The organism is Cellulomonas phragmiteti, from assembly GCF_016862775.1.
In the GTDB taxonomy this organism is placed as follows: domain Bacteria; phylum Actinomycetota; class Actinomycetes; order Actinomycetales; family Cellulomonadaceae; genus Cellulomonas; species Cellulomonas phragmiteti.
The window spans coordinates 22,501-38,148 of the sequence record NZ_BONP01000008.1 but is presented as its reverse complement, the minus strand read 5'-3'; the positions used below and the strand labels follow the sequence as shown (position 1 = coordinate 38,148).

The following is a 15,648-nucleotide window of genomic DNA, read 5'->3' as shown; positions in this document are numbered from 1 at the left end:
CGTCCAGTTCACCCTCAGATGTTCAGCTGGTAGACACCCCAGTAGGCCAGGACGACCAGCAGCACGGCCGATCCGCCCAGCACACCGGCCGCCGCGACCCGCCGGACGACCCCGGGTGCCACCGGCACCCCCTCCTGCCGCGCGTCGTGCACGCGACGCGCCAGCAGCACCGCGACGAGCACCGCCCCGACACCCAGCACCCGGACGCCGAGCCACCCACCCTGGACGACCCAGGCGTCACGCTGGTAGTCCAGCGCGAGCCGCGCGACCGACAGGAGGTACCAGACCAGCGCGCCGACGGTCGCCACCGTCACCCCGCCGAGTGCCGCGAGCCGCACCGCCACGCCCGGCGCGAACCGACGGGGCGTCCGCACGGCGCCGCCGCCCGCCCGTGCCGAGGTCGTGCGCTGCACGACGCGTGTCGCCGCGACCGCGAGCGCGCACAGCACCATGAGCGCCGGCGCGCCGATCACGAGCACGAGGAGCGCGGTCCCGTCCCGCAGCCACCGGGGCTGCGGCACCGGACCGGCGACGTAGGCCTGCGAGGGCTCCGCCCCCGCCACGCGCGGGGCGCCGTCCCCGGTCGCGGGCAGACCCAGCACCCAGCCCGACAGGTCGCGCAGGAACTCCGGCGTCGGGGAGCCGCCCACGCGGATGCCGTGGTCGGCGTCCGCGTAGTAGCGGACGGTGACGTCCCGGTTGCCGGCCTGCGCCGCGTCGGCGCGGACCTGCAGCGCGCCCTGCACGATCGGCATCGACGCGTCCGCCGTGCCGTAGACGACCAGCACCGGCTGCGTGAGCCGCTGCTGCCACGGCCGGACGTCGAAGTCCGCGTACTCGAACCCGCCCCCGGGCATCGACATGCCGACGGCCCGCGGGATCGCCCGGAACACCGCGTGCGGCACCCCGGTGTTGCGCAGGTAGGCGTCGACCGCGAACGCCGCCTGCTGGCGGGGCGGCACCACCGGGGAGGACACGAGCACGAGGCCCGCTATCCCCGGGTCGTCGGCCGCCATCACCGGGGCGATCCAGCCGCCCTCGCTCTCGGCGTAGACGACGACGCGGGCGGGGTCGACCTCGGGCCGGTCCCGCAGCACGTCGAGCGAGCGGTGGTAGTCGGCGGCCATCGCGACGTAGTCGCGGTGCCGCGTCGAGTACGTGTCCAGGCGCTTGTCCGGGACCATCGCCACGACGCCCGCCTCGGCGAGCGCCTGCGCCTGGCGCCGGAACGCCTGGGTGGACCGACCGGTCCCGGCGCCGTGGACGAACAGGACCGCGGGACCGGCCTCGGCCAGCCCGACGGGCAGGGACAGCCGGGCGCCGACGCTCGTGCCGTCGAGGCGCACGGAGACGTCGACGGTGCGCACCTCGTACGTCCCGGGCTCGGGCGCGCCGCCGATCGCGGTGTCCGTCGTCGCCACCTCGATGCCGTCCTCGAGGGGCCCCGGGTCCCAGTGGGGCCCGGTGACGGCCCCGACGACCGCGAGCAGCAGGGAGCCGAGCGCGACGCTCGCGACGAGCCCGTAGACCGAGGAGAGGCGTCCCGCGCGCGGCCGACCGCCGTCCGGCCGCGCGGCCCGCGCCCCGGAGGAGGTCACCGCCACGTCAGAATCCCAGCCGTCCGAGCTGCTTGGGGTCACGCTGCCAGTCCTTGGCCACCTTGACGTGCAGGTCGAGGAACACGCGGGCGCCCAGCAGGGCCTCGATCTGCGTGCGGGCGCGCGTCCCGACGTCACGCAGACGAGCGCCGGCGCGACCGATGACGATGGCCTTCTGGCTGTCCCGCTCGACGAACAGGTGGACGCGGACGTCCAGCAGGGGGCGCCCGTCGGCACCCGGGGGCTGGTCGCGGGGCACGATCTCGTCGACGACGACCGCGAGCGAGTGCGGCAGCTCGTCGCGCACGCCCTCGAGCGCGGCCTCACGGACGAGCTCGGCGACCATCACGGCCTCGGGCTCGTCGGTCAGCTCACCCTCGGGGTACAGCGCCGGGCCCTCCGGGAGGTGCCCGACGAGCACGTCGGCCAGCACGTCGACCTGGTAGCCGTCGCGCGAGGACACCGGCACGATGTCCGCCCACTCCCCCAGCTGGTCGACCGCCAGGAGCTGCTCGGCCAGGCGTGCCCGGGGCACGGTGTCGGTCTTGGTGACCACCGCCACCACGGGCGCGCCGGCACGGCCCGGCGACGTGAGACGGGCGAGCTGCTCGGCGATGAACCGGTCGCCGGGCCCGATCTTCTCGTCGGCCGGCAGGCAGAACCCGACGACGTCCACCTCGGTGAGCGTGTCGCGCACGAGGTCGTTCAGCCGCTCGCCCAGGAGAGTGCGGGGCCGGTGCAGGCCGGGGGTGTCGACGAGCACGAGCTGCGCGTCGTCGCGGTGCACGATGCCGCGCACGACGTGGCGCGTCGTCTGCGGCCGACCGGACGTGATCGCGACCTTCTGCCCGACGAGCGCGTTGGTCAGGGTCGACTTGCCGGTGTTGGGCCGCCCGACGAAGCACGCGAAGCCGGAACGGTGGGTCATCGGGTGGCCTCCGAGCCGTGGTCGCGCGCGGCGGGGGTGCCGCGCGCCGGTGTGCCCGCGGCCGACGTGCCGCGGGCGGGCGTCGCCGGGGCGGCGGCGTCCTCGGGCTCGACCGCTCGGTGCACGAGCACCGTCGCGAGCCGCTTGCGCCGGCCCTCGACGCGCTCCGCCTCCAGGCGCAGCCCGTGGATCTCCCCCACGGAGCCCGGCAGGGGGACCTTGCCGAGGGCCTTGGCCAGCAGGCCGGCGGCGGTGTCCACGTCCTCGTCCTCCACGTCGATGCCGAACAGGTCGCCCAGCTCGTCGCGGCTCATCCGCGCCGGGACACGGTAGCCGCCGTCGGCGAGCTCCTCGACACCCGGCGCGCTGGTGTCGTGCTCGTCGGTGAGCTCGCCGACGATCTCCTCCAGCGCGTCCTCGATCGTCACCAGCCCGGCGATGCCGCCGTACTCGTCGACGACCAGGGCGATGTGGCTGGAGCCGTCGCGCAGCTCGTGGAGCAGCTCGTCGACGGGCTTGGACTCGGGCACGTACACCGGTGGACGTGCCAGCGAGGACGCCGGCGCGTCCAGCGGGTCGCCGTCCTCGACCGGTGCGACCGCCTCGGCGCCCGCACCGCGCGCGGGCACGCGCCGCACGATGTCCTTGAGGTAGAGCACGCCCACCACGTCGTCGACGGACTCCCCGACCACCGGCACGCGCGAGAAGCCCGAGCGCAGCAGCAGGGCGAGCACCTTGTGCAGCGGCGTGTCGGCCGGCGTGGTGATCATGTCGGTGCGGGGCACCATGACCTCGCGCGTGAGGGTGTCCCCGAGCTCGAGGACCGAGCGGAACATCTCGCGCTCGTTCTCCTCGATCGCGTCCGACTCGCTGACCCGCTCGACCATGTCGCGCAGCTCGGCGTCGTCCTCGGCGCTCGTCGAGGACGACGGGTCGGCGCGTCGCCCGACCCCGCCGGCGAGCACCGTCACGACCAGGAGCAGCCGGGACAGGGTCGCCAGCACGCCCACCGGGTGGCGCCGGCCCATGCTGCGCGGGCTCACGCGCACCAGGAGGAACGCGACGACGGCGCACGCGGCGATCGCGAGGAGCGCCGTGGCCCACCACGACAGGCTGCCGGCGCTGATGGCCAGCGTGAGGCACACGGTCGCCGTCATCTCGCCCAGGAGCCGGACGAACGCGGCGGCCGCGGCGACCCGTGCCGGGTCGTCCACGAGCCGGCGCACGCGCGCCGCGGCTCCCGGTCGCTGGGTCTCGAGCTCGGCGACGCGCGCGCGCGTCACGCGCAGGACGGCGACCTCACCCGCGGACAGCGCGGCGGCCAGGACGATCCCGAGCAGCGCGACGGTGACGAGCAGGGCGACGGGGACCCCGTTCATCGCCCGGCCAGGAACGTCAGGAGCAGGCGTCGCTGCAGCGCGAACATCTCCTTCTCCTCGTCCGGCTCCGCGTGGTCGTACCCGAGCAGGTGGAGGATGCCGTGCGTCGTGAGCAGCAGCATCTCCTCGGCCGTCGAGTGACCGGCGGCGCGCGCCTGCGTGGCCGCGACCTCGGGGCACAGCACGACGTCGCCGAGCACGCCGGGGCCGGCCGGCTCGCCCTCGCGCCCGGGCCGCAGCTCGTCCATGGGGAAGGACAGCACGTCGGTCGGGCCCGGCTCGTCCATCCACCGCACGTGCAGGTCCGTCATGGTCGCCGTGTCGACCAGGCGCACGAACAGGTCGGCCTGCGGGTGCACGTGCATCGCGTCGAGCACGTACCGTCCGAGGGCCGCGAACTCGGCCTCGTCGACCTCGACGCCCGACTCGTTGCTCACCTCGACGCTCATGACCTGTCCCACCTCGCGTACGCGTCGATGATCTCCCCCACCAGGCGGTGGCGCACGACGTCGGACGACGTCAGCCGGCAGAACTCCACGTCGTCCACCCCGGCCAGGATCTGCTCGACGACCCGCAGCCCCGAGGTGGTGCTGCTCGGCAGGTCGACCTGCGTGACGTCGCCGGTCACGACGACCTTGGACCCGAAGCCCAGCCGCGTGAGGAACATCTTCATCTGCTCGACGGACGTGTTCTGGGCCTCGTCGAGGATGACGAACGCGTCGTTGAGCGTGCGTCCGCGCATGTACGCCAGGGGCGCGACCTCGATGGTGCCGGCCTCCATGAGGCGCGGGATCGACTCGGGGTCGACCATGTCGTGCAGCGCGTCGTACAGGGGACGCAGGTACGGGTCGATCTTGTCCGACAGGGAGCCCGGCAGGTAGCCCAGCCGCTCCCCCGCCTCGACCGCGGGACGCGTCAGCACGATGCGGTTGACCTTGCGCGCCTGGAGCGCCTGCACGGCCTTGGCCATCGCCAGGTAGGTCTTGCCGGTGCCGGCGGGGCCGATGCCGAAGGTCACGGTGTTGCGCTCGATCGCCTCGACGTAGTCCTTCTGCCCCGAGGTCTTGGGCCGGATCGTGCGGCCGCGCGAGGACAGGATGTTGAACGACAGCACGTCGGCGGGCCGGGCCGCCGCGGCGTCCGTCAGCATCACGACGGACCGTGCGACGACGTCGGGGCTCAGCGGCGTGCCGGAGGCGGCCATCTCGACGAGCTCGTCGACCAGCTGGGTGACGAGCGCGACGTCCCCGGACGGGCCGGCGAGCGTGACCTCGTTGCCGCGCACGTGCACGTCGACGGTGCGGAAGCCGTCCTCGATGCTGCGCAGCACCTCGTCGCGCAGGCCGAGCAGGTCGACCATCGACACGTCCGGCGGGACGGTGATGCGGTGCTCGATGCGCGCGTGCCGGGACTCGGGGACGCGGGGTGTGGTGCTGGGCTCGGCCATGTGCTCGGCGGGTGCCGTGCGCTCCTTCTCTCGACGCGTGCCCTCCGGCGGGCACGTCGCCATCCTACGGCTCCGGCCGGTCCGGTACCGGCAGGTTTCCCCAGGACGCACCCGGGGGACGGCCCCGACGTGGGCCCTTCGTCCCCGGGCGGCGCCGAGGGGGTGGGAGAACACTGGGACGAGGACGCCGGGCAACGGAGCCCGGCGGCTGCGTGCGACGGAGGAAGCCCCATGGCTCGGTACGTCAAGGACTTCAGCGAGGGCGACAAGGACCAGAAGGACCTGCTCGGCGGCAAGGGCGCCAACCTCGCCGAGATGACCCGGCTCGGTCTGCCCGTGCCGCCCGGGTTCACCATCACGACCGAGGCGTGCCGCGCCTACATGCGCACGGGTGAGGTCCCCCCCGAGCTGCGCGTCGAGGTCACCATGGCCGTGCGGCACCTCGAGGACGAGCTCGGCCGCCGCCTCGGCGACTTCCACGAGCCCCTGCTGGTCTCGGTGCGCTCGGGCGCGAAGTTCTCGATGCCCGGGATGATGGAGACGGTGCTCAACGTCGGGCTCAACGACGCGTCCGTCCAGGGGCTGGCCGAGCTGTCGGGCGACGAGCGCTTCGCGTGGGACTCCTACCGGCGCCTGGTCCAGATGTTCGGCCGCACGGTCCTCGGCATCGACCCCGACCTGTTCGCCGACGCCCTCGACAAGGCCAAGGCCGCCCGCGGCGTCACGGCGGACGTCGACCTCGACGCCGGTGACCTGCGGGCCCTGGTCGACACGTACAAGCAGATCGTGCGCGACGAGTCGGGCCGGGAGTTCCCCCAGCACCCGCGCGAGCAGCTCGACCTGGCCATCGTGGCGGTCCTCGACTCGTGGGGGACGGACCGGGCGCGGCTCTACCGGCGCAAGGAGCGCATCCCGGACGACCTCGGCACGGCGGTCAACGTGTGCTCGATGGTCTTCGGCAACCTGGGTCCGACGTCGGGCACCGGCGTCGCGTTCACCCGCGACCCCGGCAACGGCCGGCTCGGCGACTACGGCGACTACCTCGTCAACGCCCAGGGCGAGGACGTCGTCGCGGGCATCCGCAACACGCTGTCCCTGGCCGACCTCGAGCAGGTCGACCCCGCCGCGTACGCCGAGCTGCGTCAGGCGATGCGGCGCCTGGAGACCCACTACCGCGACCTGTGCGACATCGAGTTCACGATCGAGCGCGGCAAGCTGTGGATGCTGCAGACCCGCGTCGGCAAGCGCACGGCGCCCGCCGCGTTCCGGATCGCGTGCCAGCTCGTCGACGAGCACCTCATCACGATGGACGAGGCGCTGTCCCGCGTCACCGGTGCGCAGCTCTCGCAGCTGCAGTTCCCGCAGTTCGCCGCCGACGGCGTCGACCGCGTCCTCCTGACGCGGGCGATGCCGGCCTCCCCCGGGGCCGCGGTCGGCATGGCCGTCTTCGACCCCGCGACGGCCGAGCAGTGGGCCGCGGAGGGCAAGGACGTCGTCCTCGTGCGCCGCGAGACCAACCCCGACGACCTCGGCGGCATGATCGCCGCCGTGGGCGTCCTCACCGCACGCGGCGGCAAGACGTCCCACGCGGCGGTCGTCGCCCGCGGCATGGGACGCACGTGCGTCGTCGGTGCCGAGGAGCTCGTCGTCGACGCGACGGCGCGCACGATGGTGACCCGCGGTGGTCGGACCGTCACCGAGGGCGAGGTCATCGCCATCGACGGCACCAGCGGCGAGGTCTTCCTCGGCGACGTCCCCGTCGTCCCCTCGCCGGTGCAGCGGTACCTCGAGGACGGCCTGGAGGTCGCGCTCGACGAGGCGCCGGACGACGAGACGCGGGACCTCGTCCTGGCCGTGCACCGCATCCTCGAGCACGCCGACACCACCCGCCGGCTGCGGGTGCACGCCAACGCCGACACCGCCGAGGACGCCACCCGCGCCCGGAGCCTGGGGGCCGAGGGCATCGGCCTGTGCCGCACGGAGCACATGTTCCTGGGCGAGCGGCGCGTGCTCGTCGAGCGCGTGGTGCTGGCGGACGACGACGACGGACGCCAGGAGGCGCTCGACGCCCTGCTGCCGCTGCAGCGCCAGGACTTCACGGACCTGCTCGCGGTGATGGACGGGCTGCCGACGACGATCCGGCTCATCGACCCGCCGCTGCACGAGTTCCTGCCCGACCTCACCGAGCTGTCCGTCAGGGTCGCGCTCGCCGCCGAGCGCGGCTCGGTCGACGAGCGGGACGTCACCCTGCTCGCCGCGGTGCGCCGCATGCACGAGGCCAACCCGATGCTGGGCCTGCGCGGCGTGCGGCTGGGGCTCGTGGTGCCCGGCCTGTTCGACCTGCAGATCCGGGCGGTCGCCGAGGCGGTCGCGGCCCGCCTCGCCGACGGTGGGCACCCGCACGCCGAGATCATGGTCCCGCTCGTGGCCTCCGTGCAGGAACTGCGGCTGGTCCGTGAGCGCGCCACGACGATCATGGCCGAGGTGAGCGCCGAGCAGGGCGTCACCGTGGACCTGCCGGTCGGCTGCATGATCGAGCTGCCGCGCGCGGCGCTGACCGCGGACCGGCTGGCCACGCAGGCGCAGTTCTTCTCGTTCGGGACCAACGACCTCACGCAGACGACGTGGGGCTTCAGCCGCGACGACGTCGAGGGGGCGTTCTTCTCGCAGTACACCGCGAACGGCGTGCTGTCCGTGTCGCCCTTCGAGACCATCGACGTCACGGGGGTCGGGCAGCTGGTGAGGATCGCGGTCGAGCGCGGGCGCACCGCCCGTGCCGACCTCACGCTCGGGGTCTGCGGCGAGCACGGCGGCGACCCGGAGTCGATCCGGTTCTTCGACGCCGTCGGCCTGGACTACGTGTCGTGCTCACCGTTCCGCGTGCCGATCGCGCGGCTGGAGGCCGGTCGCGCGGCCGTCGAGCACGAGGCCAGCGACTCCCGCTGACCACCGACCCGTGGGGTCGGCGGCGCACCACTCCCCGTCACGTGCCGCCGGCCCCACGCCCGGCCCGCCCCGGCGGGGCCTCCTCAGCCCCAGCGACCGAGGCGGTCCGCGAGCATCGCCAGGGCCACCGGCCCGGCGGTCGACGTGCGCAGGACGTGCGGACCCAGGCGGCACGTCACCGCGCCGGCGCCGACGAGGGCCGCCACCTCCCGGTCGCTGATGCCGCCCTCCGGGCCGACGACGACGAGCACCTCGCCCGCACCGGGCAGGTCGACCCGGTGCAGCGGGGTCGTCGCGGACTCGTGCAGGACGACCACGACGCCGCCGTCGGCGACGACGGCGCCTGCGCGGGCGACCAGACCGGCGTCGTCGAGGGCGTACTCGACGACGGGCGTGCGGGCGCGTCGCGACTGCTTGGTCGCCGCCCGGACGGTGCCGATCCAGCGGGCCCGGCTCTTCTGCGCGCGCTCGCCGCGCCACACGACGATCGAGCGCTCGGCCTGCCAGGGGACGACGACGTCCACGCCGACCTCCGTGGCGGCCTCGATCGCCAGCTCGTCGCGGTCGCCCTTGGCGAGCGCCTGCACGAGCACCAGCCGCGGCTGGGGCGCGGGCTCGACGACGACGTCCTCGACGTCGACGCGCACGCCCTCGGGACCCGCCGACCGCACGCGCCCCACGAGACGGACCCCCGCGCCGTCGACGACGTCGACGCGCTCACCGGTGCCGCGCCGCTGCACGACGCCCGCGTGACGGCCCTCGGAGCCGTCGAGCAGGAAGTCCCCGCCGGCGCGCACACCGTCGAGATCACCCGGCTCGACGACGAAGACCGGCGCGCTCACCGGCCCGAGAGCTTGTCGCGCAGCTTGGCGAACATCCCCGGGTTCGCCGCGGCGAGCCGCGCCTCGGGACGCTCCTCCCCGCGCAGCACCGCGAGGCGGCGCAGCAGGTCGGCCTGCTCCTCGTCCGCCGGCGTCGGGACCTGGACCTCGACGTGCACGTGCAGGTCGCCGCGCCCCCCGACGTGCAGGTGGCCGACGCCCAGCCCGCGCATCGTCAGGACCTGGCCGGGCTGCGTGCCGGGGCGCAGGTCGACCTCCTGCGGTCCGTCGAGCGTGTCCATCGAGACGACCGTGCCCAGGGCCGCGGCCGTCATCGGGACCTGGAGCGTGGCGTGCAGGTCGTCGCCACGTCGCACGAACGTCTCGTGCTTGCGCTCGCGCACCTCGAGGTAGACGTCCCCCGGGGGGCCGCCGGCAGGGCCCACCTCGCCCTGCCCCGTCATCTTGATGCGGGTGCCGGTGTCGACGCCCGCGGGGACGTCGACGGACAGCGTCCGGCGCGAGCGCACCCGGCCCTCGCCGGCGCACTCCGTGCACGGCTCGGGGATCACGGTGCCGAAGCCGTGGCACGCGGCGCACGGCTGGGTCGTCATGACCTGGCCGAGGAACGAGCGCGCGACCCGCTGCACGGACCCGCGCCCGCCGCACACCTCGCAGGTGCGCGGCGAGGTCCCGGGCCGGCAGCAGGTCCCCCCGCAGGTGGGGCACAGGACGGCCGTGTCGACCTGGACCTCGCGGTGCACGCCGAACGCCGCCTCGGCGAGGTCGAGGTCGAGGCGCACGAGCGCGTCCTGACCCCGGCGGGCGCGCGGCACCGGGCCGCGCGGGGCCCCGCCGCCGGCGGCGCCGAAGAACGTCTCGAAGATGTCCTGGAAGCCGAAGCCCCCGCCCATGCCGCCACCGGGGGACGCGGGGTCGGCGCCCATGTCGTACGCACGGCGCTTGTCGGGGTTGCCGAGCACGTCGTACGCGCGCGAGACGTCCTTGAACCGCTCCTCCGAGCCGGGGTCGGTGCCCGCGACGTCGGGGTGCAGCTCGCGTGCCAGGCGTCGGTAGGCCTTCTTGATCTGCTCGGGGGTCGCGTCCCGCGGGACGCCGAGGATCTCGTAGTAGTCGGTCACGTGGCGTGCTGCTCGCTTCCTGCTCGTGCGTGGGGTGCCCGGGCCCGCGTGCGGGGCGCCGGACGGCGCGCACGCGGGACGACGGGGTCAGCCCGCGAGGATCCGGGTGAGGTACCGGGCGACGGCACGGACCGCCGCCATGGTCTGGGGGTAGTCCATGCGCAGCGGTCCGACCGAGCCGAGGACGGCGACCGACGAGCCCTGCCCGCCGTACCCGCTGGTCACGATGCTCGTCTCGGCGAGGCCCTCGTGCTGCGTCTCGCGCCCGATGCGCACGGCGACGCCCGCCGAGTCCTCGGCCATCTCCGAGAGCAGGCGGAGCAGGACCACCTGCTCCTCGAGCGCCTCGAGGACGGGGCCGATGGTGTGGGGGAAGTCGGCACCCGCGCTGCGGGCCAGGTGCGAGGCGCCGGCGACGACGACGCGCTCCTCACGCTCCTGCGCGAGGGTCTCGGCGACCACGGCGACGACGGACCGGGCCAGGTCGGCACCCTCGGGCCCGAACTCCCCCGCCAGGGCCTCGAGCGCCACGTCCAGCTCCGAGAGCCGCAGGCCGGCGGCCGCGACGTTGAGGCGGACCCGCAGCCGTGCCACGACGCCCTCGTCGAGGTCGCCCGTCAGCTCGAGGGTGCGCTGCTCGACGCGGCCCGTCGTGGTGATGATGACGACCAGCAGGTGGCGCGCGCCCACCGGCACGAGCTCGACGTGCCGCAGCGCCGAGCGCCGCAGCGACGGGTACTGCACGACCGCGACCTGGTGGGTGAGCTGGGCGATGAGGCGGACCGCACGGTCCATGACGTCGTCGAGGTCGACGGCCTCCTCCAGGAGGGTGCCGATCGCGCGCTTCTCGGCCGCGGACAGCGCCCGCACCCCGGACAGCCGGTCGACGAACTCGCGGTACCCCTGCTCGGTGGGCACACGGCCCGCCGAGGTGTGCGGCTGGACGATCAGCCCGGCCTCCTCGAGCGCCGCCATGTCGTTGCGGATCGTCGCCGGGGACACGCCGAGCGCGTGGCGCTCGGCCAGAGCACGCGACCCGACGGGCTCGCGGGTCGCGACGTAGTCCTCGACGATCGCGCGCAGCACGTCCAGCCTGCGGTCCTCGCTCATGTCGCTCCCTCCGTCCCCCCGGGGTCCTCACCGTACGTCCGCCTCGTGCCCGAGGCGGGTGCGCCGGCGGTCCTGCGTAGCACTCGGCAGGACCGAGTGCCAATTCTACGCGGTCGTCCCGGCGGGGCCCGGGCGCCGCCGCGCGTCGCTCGACGAGCACGGCGCCCGACCTCCTAGAGTGCCCGCGTGACCGACGACCGCTACGGCTCCGACGTGCTCGGCGGGGGCCGCACCGCACCCCGCACCGCCCACCACCGACCGCCGCGCGCGGCCCGCGAGCAGGCGGCGGACCGCGGCCTGGTCGTCGAGGACGTCGAGACCGGGTGGGTCGGCGCCGTGGTCCGCGTGGAGAAGTCCGGGGGCCTGCACGTCGTGGTGCTGGAGGACCGCCGCGGGCGCACGCGCACGTTCCGGCTCGGCCCGGGCTTCTGGGTCGACGGCGAGCCCGTCGTGCTCACCGCGCCCGTGACGAGCCGCGCCCCGGTCCGTCCCACCCGCACGGCGTCGGGCTCCGTCGCCGTGCCCGACGCCCCGGCGCGCGTCGCGCGCGGGTCGCGGATCTGGGTCGAGGGCAAGCACGACGCCGAGCTCGTGGAGAAGGTCTGGGGCGACGACCTGCGGGTCGAGGGCGTGGTCGTCGAGCTCCTCGACGGCGTCGACCACCTGGCCGACGCGCTGCGCGACTTCGGCCCGACCGCCGACCGGCGCGTCGGCGTCCTCGTCGACCACCTGGTGCCCGGCGCCAAGGAGAGCCGGATCGCCGCCGACGCCCTGCGGGCCGTGCCGCGCGGCACCGTGCTGGTCCTGGGGCACCCCTACGTGGACGTCTGGCAGGCGGTGCGCCCGGAGCGGGTGGGCCTGACGGCGTGGCCGACGATCGAGCGGGGCACCGAGTGGAAGCGCGGGATCCTGCGCGAGCTCGGGTGGCCCGCCGAGGACCAGGCGGACGTCGCCCGCGCGTGGCAGCGCATCCTGCGCTCGGTGCGGTCCTACGCCGACCTCGAGCCCAGCCTGCTGGGCCGGGTCGAGGAGCTCATCGACTTCGTCACCGCCTGACGGCGCGTCGGACGGACGCCGTGGGCCCGACCACCGGCCGGGCCCACGGGGTCGCGGAGGTCAGGCGGCGATCTGGCCGCCGGTCAGGCGCCGGTAGGCGAAGACCGTGAGCAGAGCGCCCACGGGCAGCGACACGAGCACACCGACGAAGCAGACCAGCGACCCGACCCAGCTCACCACGGCCACGACCAGGTACACCAGGACGCCCGTGCCGAGGTCGCGCGTCTGCAGCGCGACGCTCGTCCGGATCGCGTCGATCGCCCCCTCGTTGCGCTCGACGATCGCCACCACCGCGTAGAAGACGAAGAACCCGGCGACGACGAACGCGATCTGGCCGATCACGGGGATGAAGCTCGCGACGAGCCCGACGGCACCGATCACGAGGGCGAGCAGGACCAGCTGCCCGGCGTGCGAGGTGTCGAACAGGTCGCCGACCGAGATCGCGTGGCCGTCGGCCACCTTGAGCGCGGCCTTGATGAAGGCCGCGCTGAACAGCACGAGCAGCAGCACGATCAGCGCGACGTAGATCGCGATCCCGATCGACGCGCCGATCCCTGCCGCGGCGCCGGCGACCCCGTCCGACCCGCCGGTGAGCGCCGCGGCGCCACCGATCAGACCGAGCCCGACCACGGCGACGACGGCGATGACCACGAACCAGGCCAGCCCACCCAGGACGAACGCCACCCAGTGCTGCCCGAACTTCGAGAACGCCCACGAGAAGCCCGCGCCGATGTCGACCTGACCCGGCGGCGGCGCGTACGGCTGGGCACCGGGCTGGCCGCCCGGCTGGCCGTAGGGCGAGGCGGGAGGCGGGTAGCCGCCGGGCTGCGCGCCCGGCGTGCCGTACGCCGGCGGCGGGTACGCGGCACCGGGCGGCGGCGGCGGGGTGGGCGGGACGCTGCCCCCCGACGACCCGTACGGGGGCGGGGGCGGCGGGACGCTCGCGTCGTCGTCGCGCGGCGGAGTTCCGCCGGGGTTCTCGCTCATGCATGCCTCCTGGCGCGTGGCGGGGCGTAGGCACGCCCCTGGCGTCAGGGAACCGAAACGCCACAGAACGTGTCAAGACACCGCGCCGGGCGAAGAACCACATCCACCCGCCCGCGCCGGTACGCTGCGGGCGCGACGTCGGTGGGTCTGCACCGGACCACCGCCTGCACCAGCCGCCACGACCACCTCCGGGAGACGCACGTGACCCACGACCCTCGGTCCGCCCCGCACGGGCGGCCCTCGCAGGGCAGCACCCTGGCGATGGTGGCGCACCTCGGCGGTGTGCTCACCTACCTGTTCGCCGGGTGGGTCGCCTCGCTCGTCGTCTGGCTGGTGCAGCGGGACAAGGACCCCGCGACCGCGAACGAGGCGCGCGTGGCCCTGAACTTCCAGCTCACCGCCCTGATCGCGATGGTGGTCCTGGAGGTGGTCCGTCAGTTCCCGGTCATCGGGGTGATCGGCTGGGTCGGCCAGCTCGCCGTGGGCGTCATCGCGCTCGTGCTGTCCCTGCTCGCGGCCGCCGCCGTCTACCGGGGCGGGTCGTACCGGTACCCGTTCAGCCTGGAGCTGGTCCGGTGAGCGACGCGCCGGCGGGATGGCCGCCGCCACCGCCGCCGCTGCGGCCCGACGAGGAGCGCACGTGGGCGATCCTCGCGCACGTGCTGCCGCTGCTGGGACCGGGTCTCCTCGTCCCGCTCGTCGTGTGGCTGGTGTTCCGCGGCCGCGGGCGCTTCCTCGAGCACCACGCCACGGAGGCCCTCAACTTCCAGATCACCGCCCTGATCGCTCTGGTCGTGGCCGCCGTCCTGACCGTCGTGACGTTCGGGCTGGCGACGCCCGTCCTGCTCGGCGTCCTGCTGGCGTGGCTCGTGCTGTGCATCCTGGCGGCCGTCGCCGCGAACCGGTGGGAGTGGTACCGCTACCCCGGCACGCTGCGCCTGGTGGGCTGAGCCCCGGCCACCGGGCCGGCGCGTCGCTCAGGCCGCGAGGGTCCGCACCACGGTGTCGGCGAGCAGGCGTCCGCGCCGCGTGAGCACCACCCGCCGCGGCCCGTCCGCCCCGAGCGCCGCGGCACCGTCCACGAGCCCGTCGGCGACCAGCCCGGCGACGGCCGGGCGGGACGCCGCGGGCACGTCGGCGAGCGGCAGCCCCTCGGCGATCCGCACGCCGAGCATGACGCGCTCCAGCGCCGCCGTGTCACCCGCGACGACCTCCCGGCCGGCCGCCGGGCTCAGGCCGCGCGCGAGGCGGTCGGCGTACGCACGGGGGTGCTTGACGTTCCACCACCGCACGCCCCCGACGTGGCTGTGCGCGCCGGGGCCGATCCCCCACCAGTCGTCGCCGCGCCAGTAGCCGAGGTTGTGCCGGGACGCGTCGGCGGGCGTGCGCGCCCAGTTGCTCACCTCGTACCAGTGCAGGCCGGCGGCGGTGAGCAGGTCGTCCGCGAGCTCGTACTTGGCGGCCTGGTCGTCCTCGTCGGGCAGCGTGAGCTCCCCGCGCCGCACCTGCACCGCCATCCGGGTGCCGGCCTCGACGACCAGCGCGTACGCGCTGACGTGGTCGACGCCCGTGGCGAGCGCGACCTCGAGGGACCGCCGCCAGTCGTCGAGGGACTCCCCGGGCGTGCCGTAGATGAGGTCGAGCGAGACGCTCAGGCCCGCGTCCCGCGCCCAGCGCACGACGTCGGGGACACGGGCCGGGTCGTGCGTCCGCTCGAGGGTCGCCAGCACGTGCGGGACGGCGGACTGCATGCCGAACGACACCCGGGTGAACCCGGCCGTCGCGAGCCGGGCGAGCGCGTCGGGCGTCACGGAGTCGGGGTTCGCCTCGGTCGTGACCTCGGCACCGGGCACCAGGCCCCAGGTGCCGCGCACACCCTCGAGGAGCCGGGCGAGGTCGTCGACCGGCAGCAGCGTCGGGGTGCCACCACCGACGAACACCGTCGCGACCGGCCGCGACGGCAGGCCGGAGGTGCGCAGCACGCGGTCCGCGAGCGCCACCTCGTCCAGCGCGGTCCCGGCGTAGGACGCCAGGCTCGCACCACCACCCAGCTCGGTCGCCGTGTACGTGTTGAAGTCGCAGTAGCCGCACCGCACCGCGCAGAACGGCACGTGCAGGTACACGCCGAACCCGCGCCCGTCCGCACCGGTGGCCGCCGAGGCCGGCAGCGCGCCGTCGGGCGGCGCGGGGTCGCCCGCGGGCAGTGCGGGGCTCACCGCACGCCGCCGCGGCGG

At 74.9% G+C, this 15,648-nt stretch carries 14 protein-coding genes; 4 read left to right on the top strand and 10 right to left on the bottom strand.

Going from position 1 to position 15,648, the window contains the following annotated elements:
* Nucleotides 1-14: 14 nt before the first annotated feature.
* The 5 genes from Cph01nite_RS08455 to Cph01nite_RS08435 are packed head-to-tail and all read right to left on the bottom strand — an operon-like array spanning nt 15 to nt 5,352.
* Complete coding sequence (locus tag Cph01nite_RS08455) at nt 15-1,640, bottom strand: alpha/beta hydrolase family protein (RefSeq protein ID WP_239069139.1); 1,626 nt, start codon at nt 1,638-1,640, stop codon at nt 15-17.
* Nucleotides 1,606-2,526, bottom strand: coding sequence for a GTPase Era (gene era, locus Cph01nite_RS08450; protein WP_203673208.1), 921 nt, complete (start codon nt 2,524-2,526; stop codon nt 1,606-1,608). The genes Cph01nite_RS08455 and era overlap by 35 nt, the downstream gene beginning before the upstream one ends.
* On the bottom strand, nt 2,523-3,905 hold the full coding sequence (locus tag Cph01nite_RS08445) for a hemolysin family protein (protein WP_203673207.1): 1,383 nt from the start codon (nt 3,903-3,905) through the stop codon (nt 2,523-2,525). Before Cph01nite_RS08445 ends, era begins: the two co-directional genes overlap by 4 nt.
* Nucleotides 3,902-4,354 (bottom strand): rRNA maturation RNase YbeY, encoded by a 453-nt coding sequence (ybeY, locus tag Cph01nite_RS08440; protein WP_191782013.1) that lies wholly within the window; start codon nt 4,352-4,354, stop codon nt 3,902-3,904. Before ybeY ends, Cph01nite_RS08445 begins: the two co-directional genes overlap by 4 nt.
* A complete protein-coding gene (locus tag Cph01nite_RS08435; protein ID WP_203673413.1) occupies nt 4,351-5,352 on the bottom strand; it encodes a PhoH family protein in 1,002 nt (333 codons plus the stop codon). Before Cph01nite_RS08435 ends, ybeY begins: the two co-directional genes overlap by 4 nt.
* 231 nt (nt 5,353-5,583) lie before the next feature.
* On the opposite strand from Cph01nite_RS08435, the gene ppdK reads away from it, so the two are divergent.
* The gene (ppdK, locus tag Cph01nite_RS08430; protein WP_203673206.1) at nt 5,584-8,298 is read left to right on the top strand and encodes a pyruvate, phosphate dikinase; all 2,715 of its coding nucleotides are present in this window, start codon (nt 5,584-5,586) and stop codon (nt 8,296-8,298) included.
* Between the two features lie 83 nt (nt 8,299-8,381).
* Here ppdK and Cph01nite_RS08425 read toward each other — a convergent pair whose 3' ends face one another.
* The 3 genes from Cph01nite_RS08425 to hrcA form a co-directional block, all read right to left on the bottom strand.
* The gene (locus tag Cph01nite_RS08425) at nt 8,382-9,140 is read right to left on the bottom strand and encodes a 16S rRNA (uracil(1498)-N(3))-methyltransferase (RefSeq protein ID WP_203673205.1); all 759 of its coding nucleotides are present in this window, start codon (nt 9,138-9,140) and stop codon (nt 8,382-8,384) included.
* Nucleotides 9,137-10,261 carry a molecular chaperone DnaJ gene (gene dnaJ, locus Cph01nite_RS08420; RefSeq protein WP_203673204.1) on the bottom strand — a complete coding sequence of 375 codons (1,125 nt, stop codon included), beginning with the start codon at nt 10,259-10,261 and terminating at the stop codon, nt 9,137-9,139. Before dnaJ ends, Cph01nite_RS08425 begins: the two co-directional genes overlap by 4 nt.
* Nucleotides 10,262-10,348: 87 nt before the next feature.
* Nucleotides 10,349-11,371, bottom strand: a complete 1,023-nt coding sequence (gene hrcA, locus Cph01nite_RS08415) for a heat-inducible transcriptional repressor HrcA (protein WP_203673197.1) — start codon at nt 11,369-11,371, stop codon at nt 10,349-10,351.
* 186 nt (nt 11,372-11,557) lie between these two features.
* On the opposite strand from hrcA, the gene Cph01nite_RS08410 reads away from it, so the two are divergent.
* Complete coding sequence (locus Cph01nite_RS08410) at nt 11,558-12,427, top strand: DUF3097 domain-containing protein (RefSeq protein ID WP_203673195.1); 870 nt, start codon at nt 11,558-11,560, stop codon at nt 12,425-12,427.
* A 60-nt stretch (nt 12,428-12,487) separates the two neighbouring features.
* Here Cph01nite_RS08410 and Cph01nite_RS08405 read toward each other — a convergent pair whose 3' ends face one another.
* Nucleotides 12,488-13,414, bottom strand: coding sequence for a hypothetical protein (locus tag Cph01nite_RS08405; RefSeq protein ID WP_203673193.1), 927 nt, complete (start codon nt 13,412-13,414; stop codon nt 12,488-12,490).
* A gap of 201 nt (nt 13,415-13,615) precedes the next feature.
* Between Cph01nite_RS08405 and Cph01nite_RS08400 the strand changes: the two genes are divergently transcribed.
* Together Cph01nite_RS08400 and Cph01nite_RS08395 are read left to right on the top strand one after the other, a co-directional pair.
* A complete protein-coding gene (locus tag Cph01nite_RS08400; protein WP_203673191.1) occupies nt 13,616-13,993 on the top strand; it encodes a DUF4870 domain-containing protein in 378 nt (125 codons plus the stop codon).
* Complete coding sequence (locus tag Cph01nite_RS08395) at nt 13,990-14,364, top strand: DUF4870 domain-containing protein (RefSeq protein WP_203673190.1); 375 nt, start codon at nt 13,990-13,992, stop codon at nt 14,362-14,364. The genes Cph01nite_RS08400 and Cph01nite_RS08395 overlap by 4 nt, the downstream gene beginning before the upstream one ends.
* A gap of 27 nt (nt 14,365-14,391) precedes the next feature.
* Here Cph01nite_RS08395 and hemW read toward each other — a convergent pair whose 3' ends face one another.
* Complete coding sequence (gene hemW / locus Cph01nite_RS08390; RefSeq protein WP_203673189.1) at nt 14,392-15,630, bottom strand: radical SAM family heme chaperone HemW; 1,239 nt, start codon at nt 15,628-15,630, stop codon at nt 14,392-14,394.
* Nucleotides 15,631-15,648 lie beyond the last annotated feature (18 nt).

Coding starts and splice junctions, on each gene's coding strand:
- era (WP_203673208.1), bottom strand. CDS start 2,526: ATGACCCACCGTTCCGGCTTCGCGTGCTTCGTCGGGCGGCCCAACACC.
- Cph01nite_RS08445 (WP_203673207.1), bottom strand. CDS start 3,905: ATGAACGGGGTCCCCGTCGCCCTGCTCGTCACCGTCGCGCTGCTCGGG.
- ybeY (WP_191782013.1), bottom strand. CDS start 4,354: ATGAGCGTCGAGGTGAGCAACGAGTCGGGCGTCGAGGTCGACGAGGCC.
- Cph01nite_RS08435 (WP_203673413.1), bottom strand. CDS start 5,352: ATGGCCGAGCCCAGCACCACACCCCGCGTCCCCGAGTCCCGGCACGCG.
- ppdK (WP_203673206.1), top strand. CDS start 5,584: ATGGCTCGGTACGTCAAGGACTTCAGCGAGGGCGACAAGGACCAGAAG.
- hrcA (WP_203673197.1), bottom strand. CDS start 11,371: ATGAGCGAGGACCGCAGGCTGGACGTGCTGCGCGCGATCGTCGAGGAC.
- Cph01nite_RS08405 (WP_203673193.1), bottom strand. CDS start 13,414: ATGAGCGAGAACCCCGGCGGAACTCCGCCGCGCGACGACGACGCGAGC.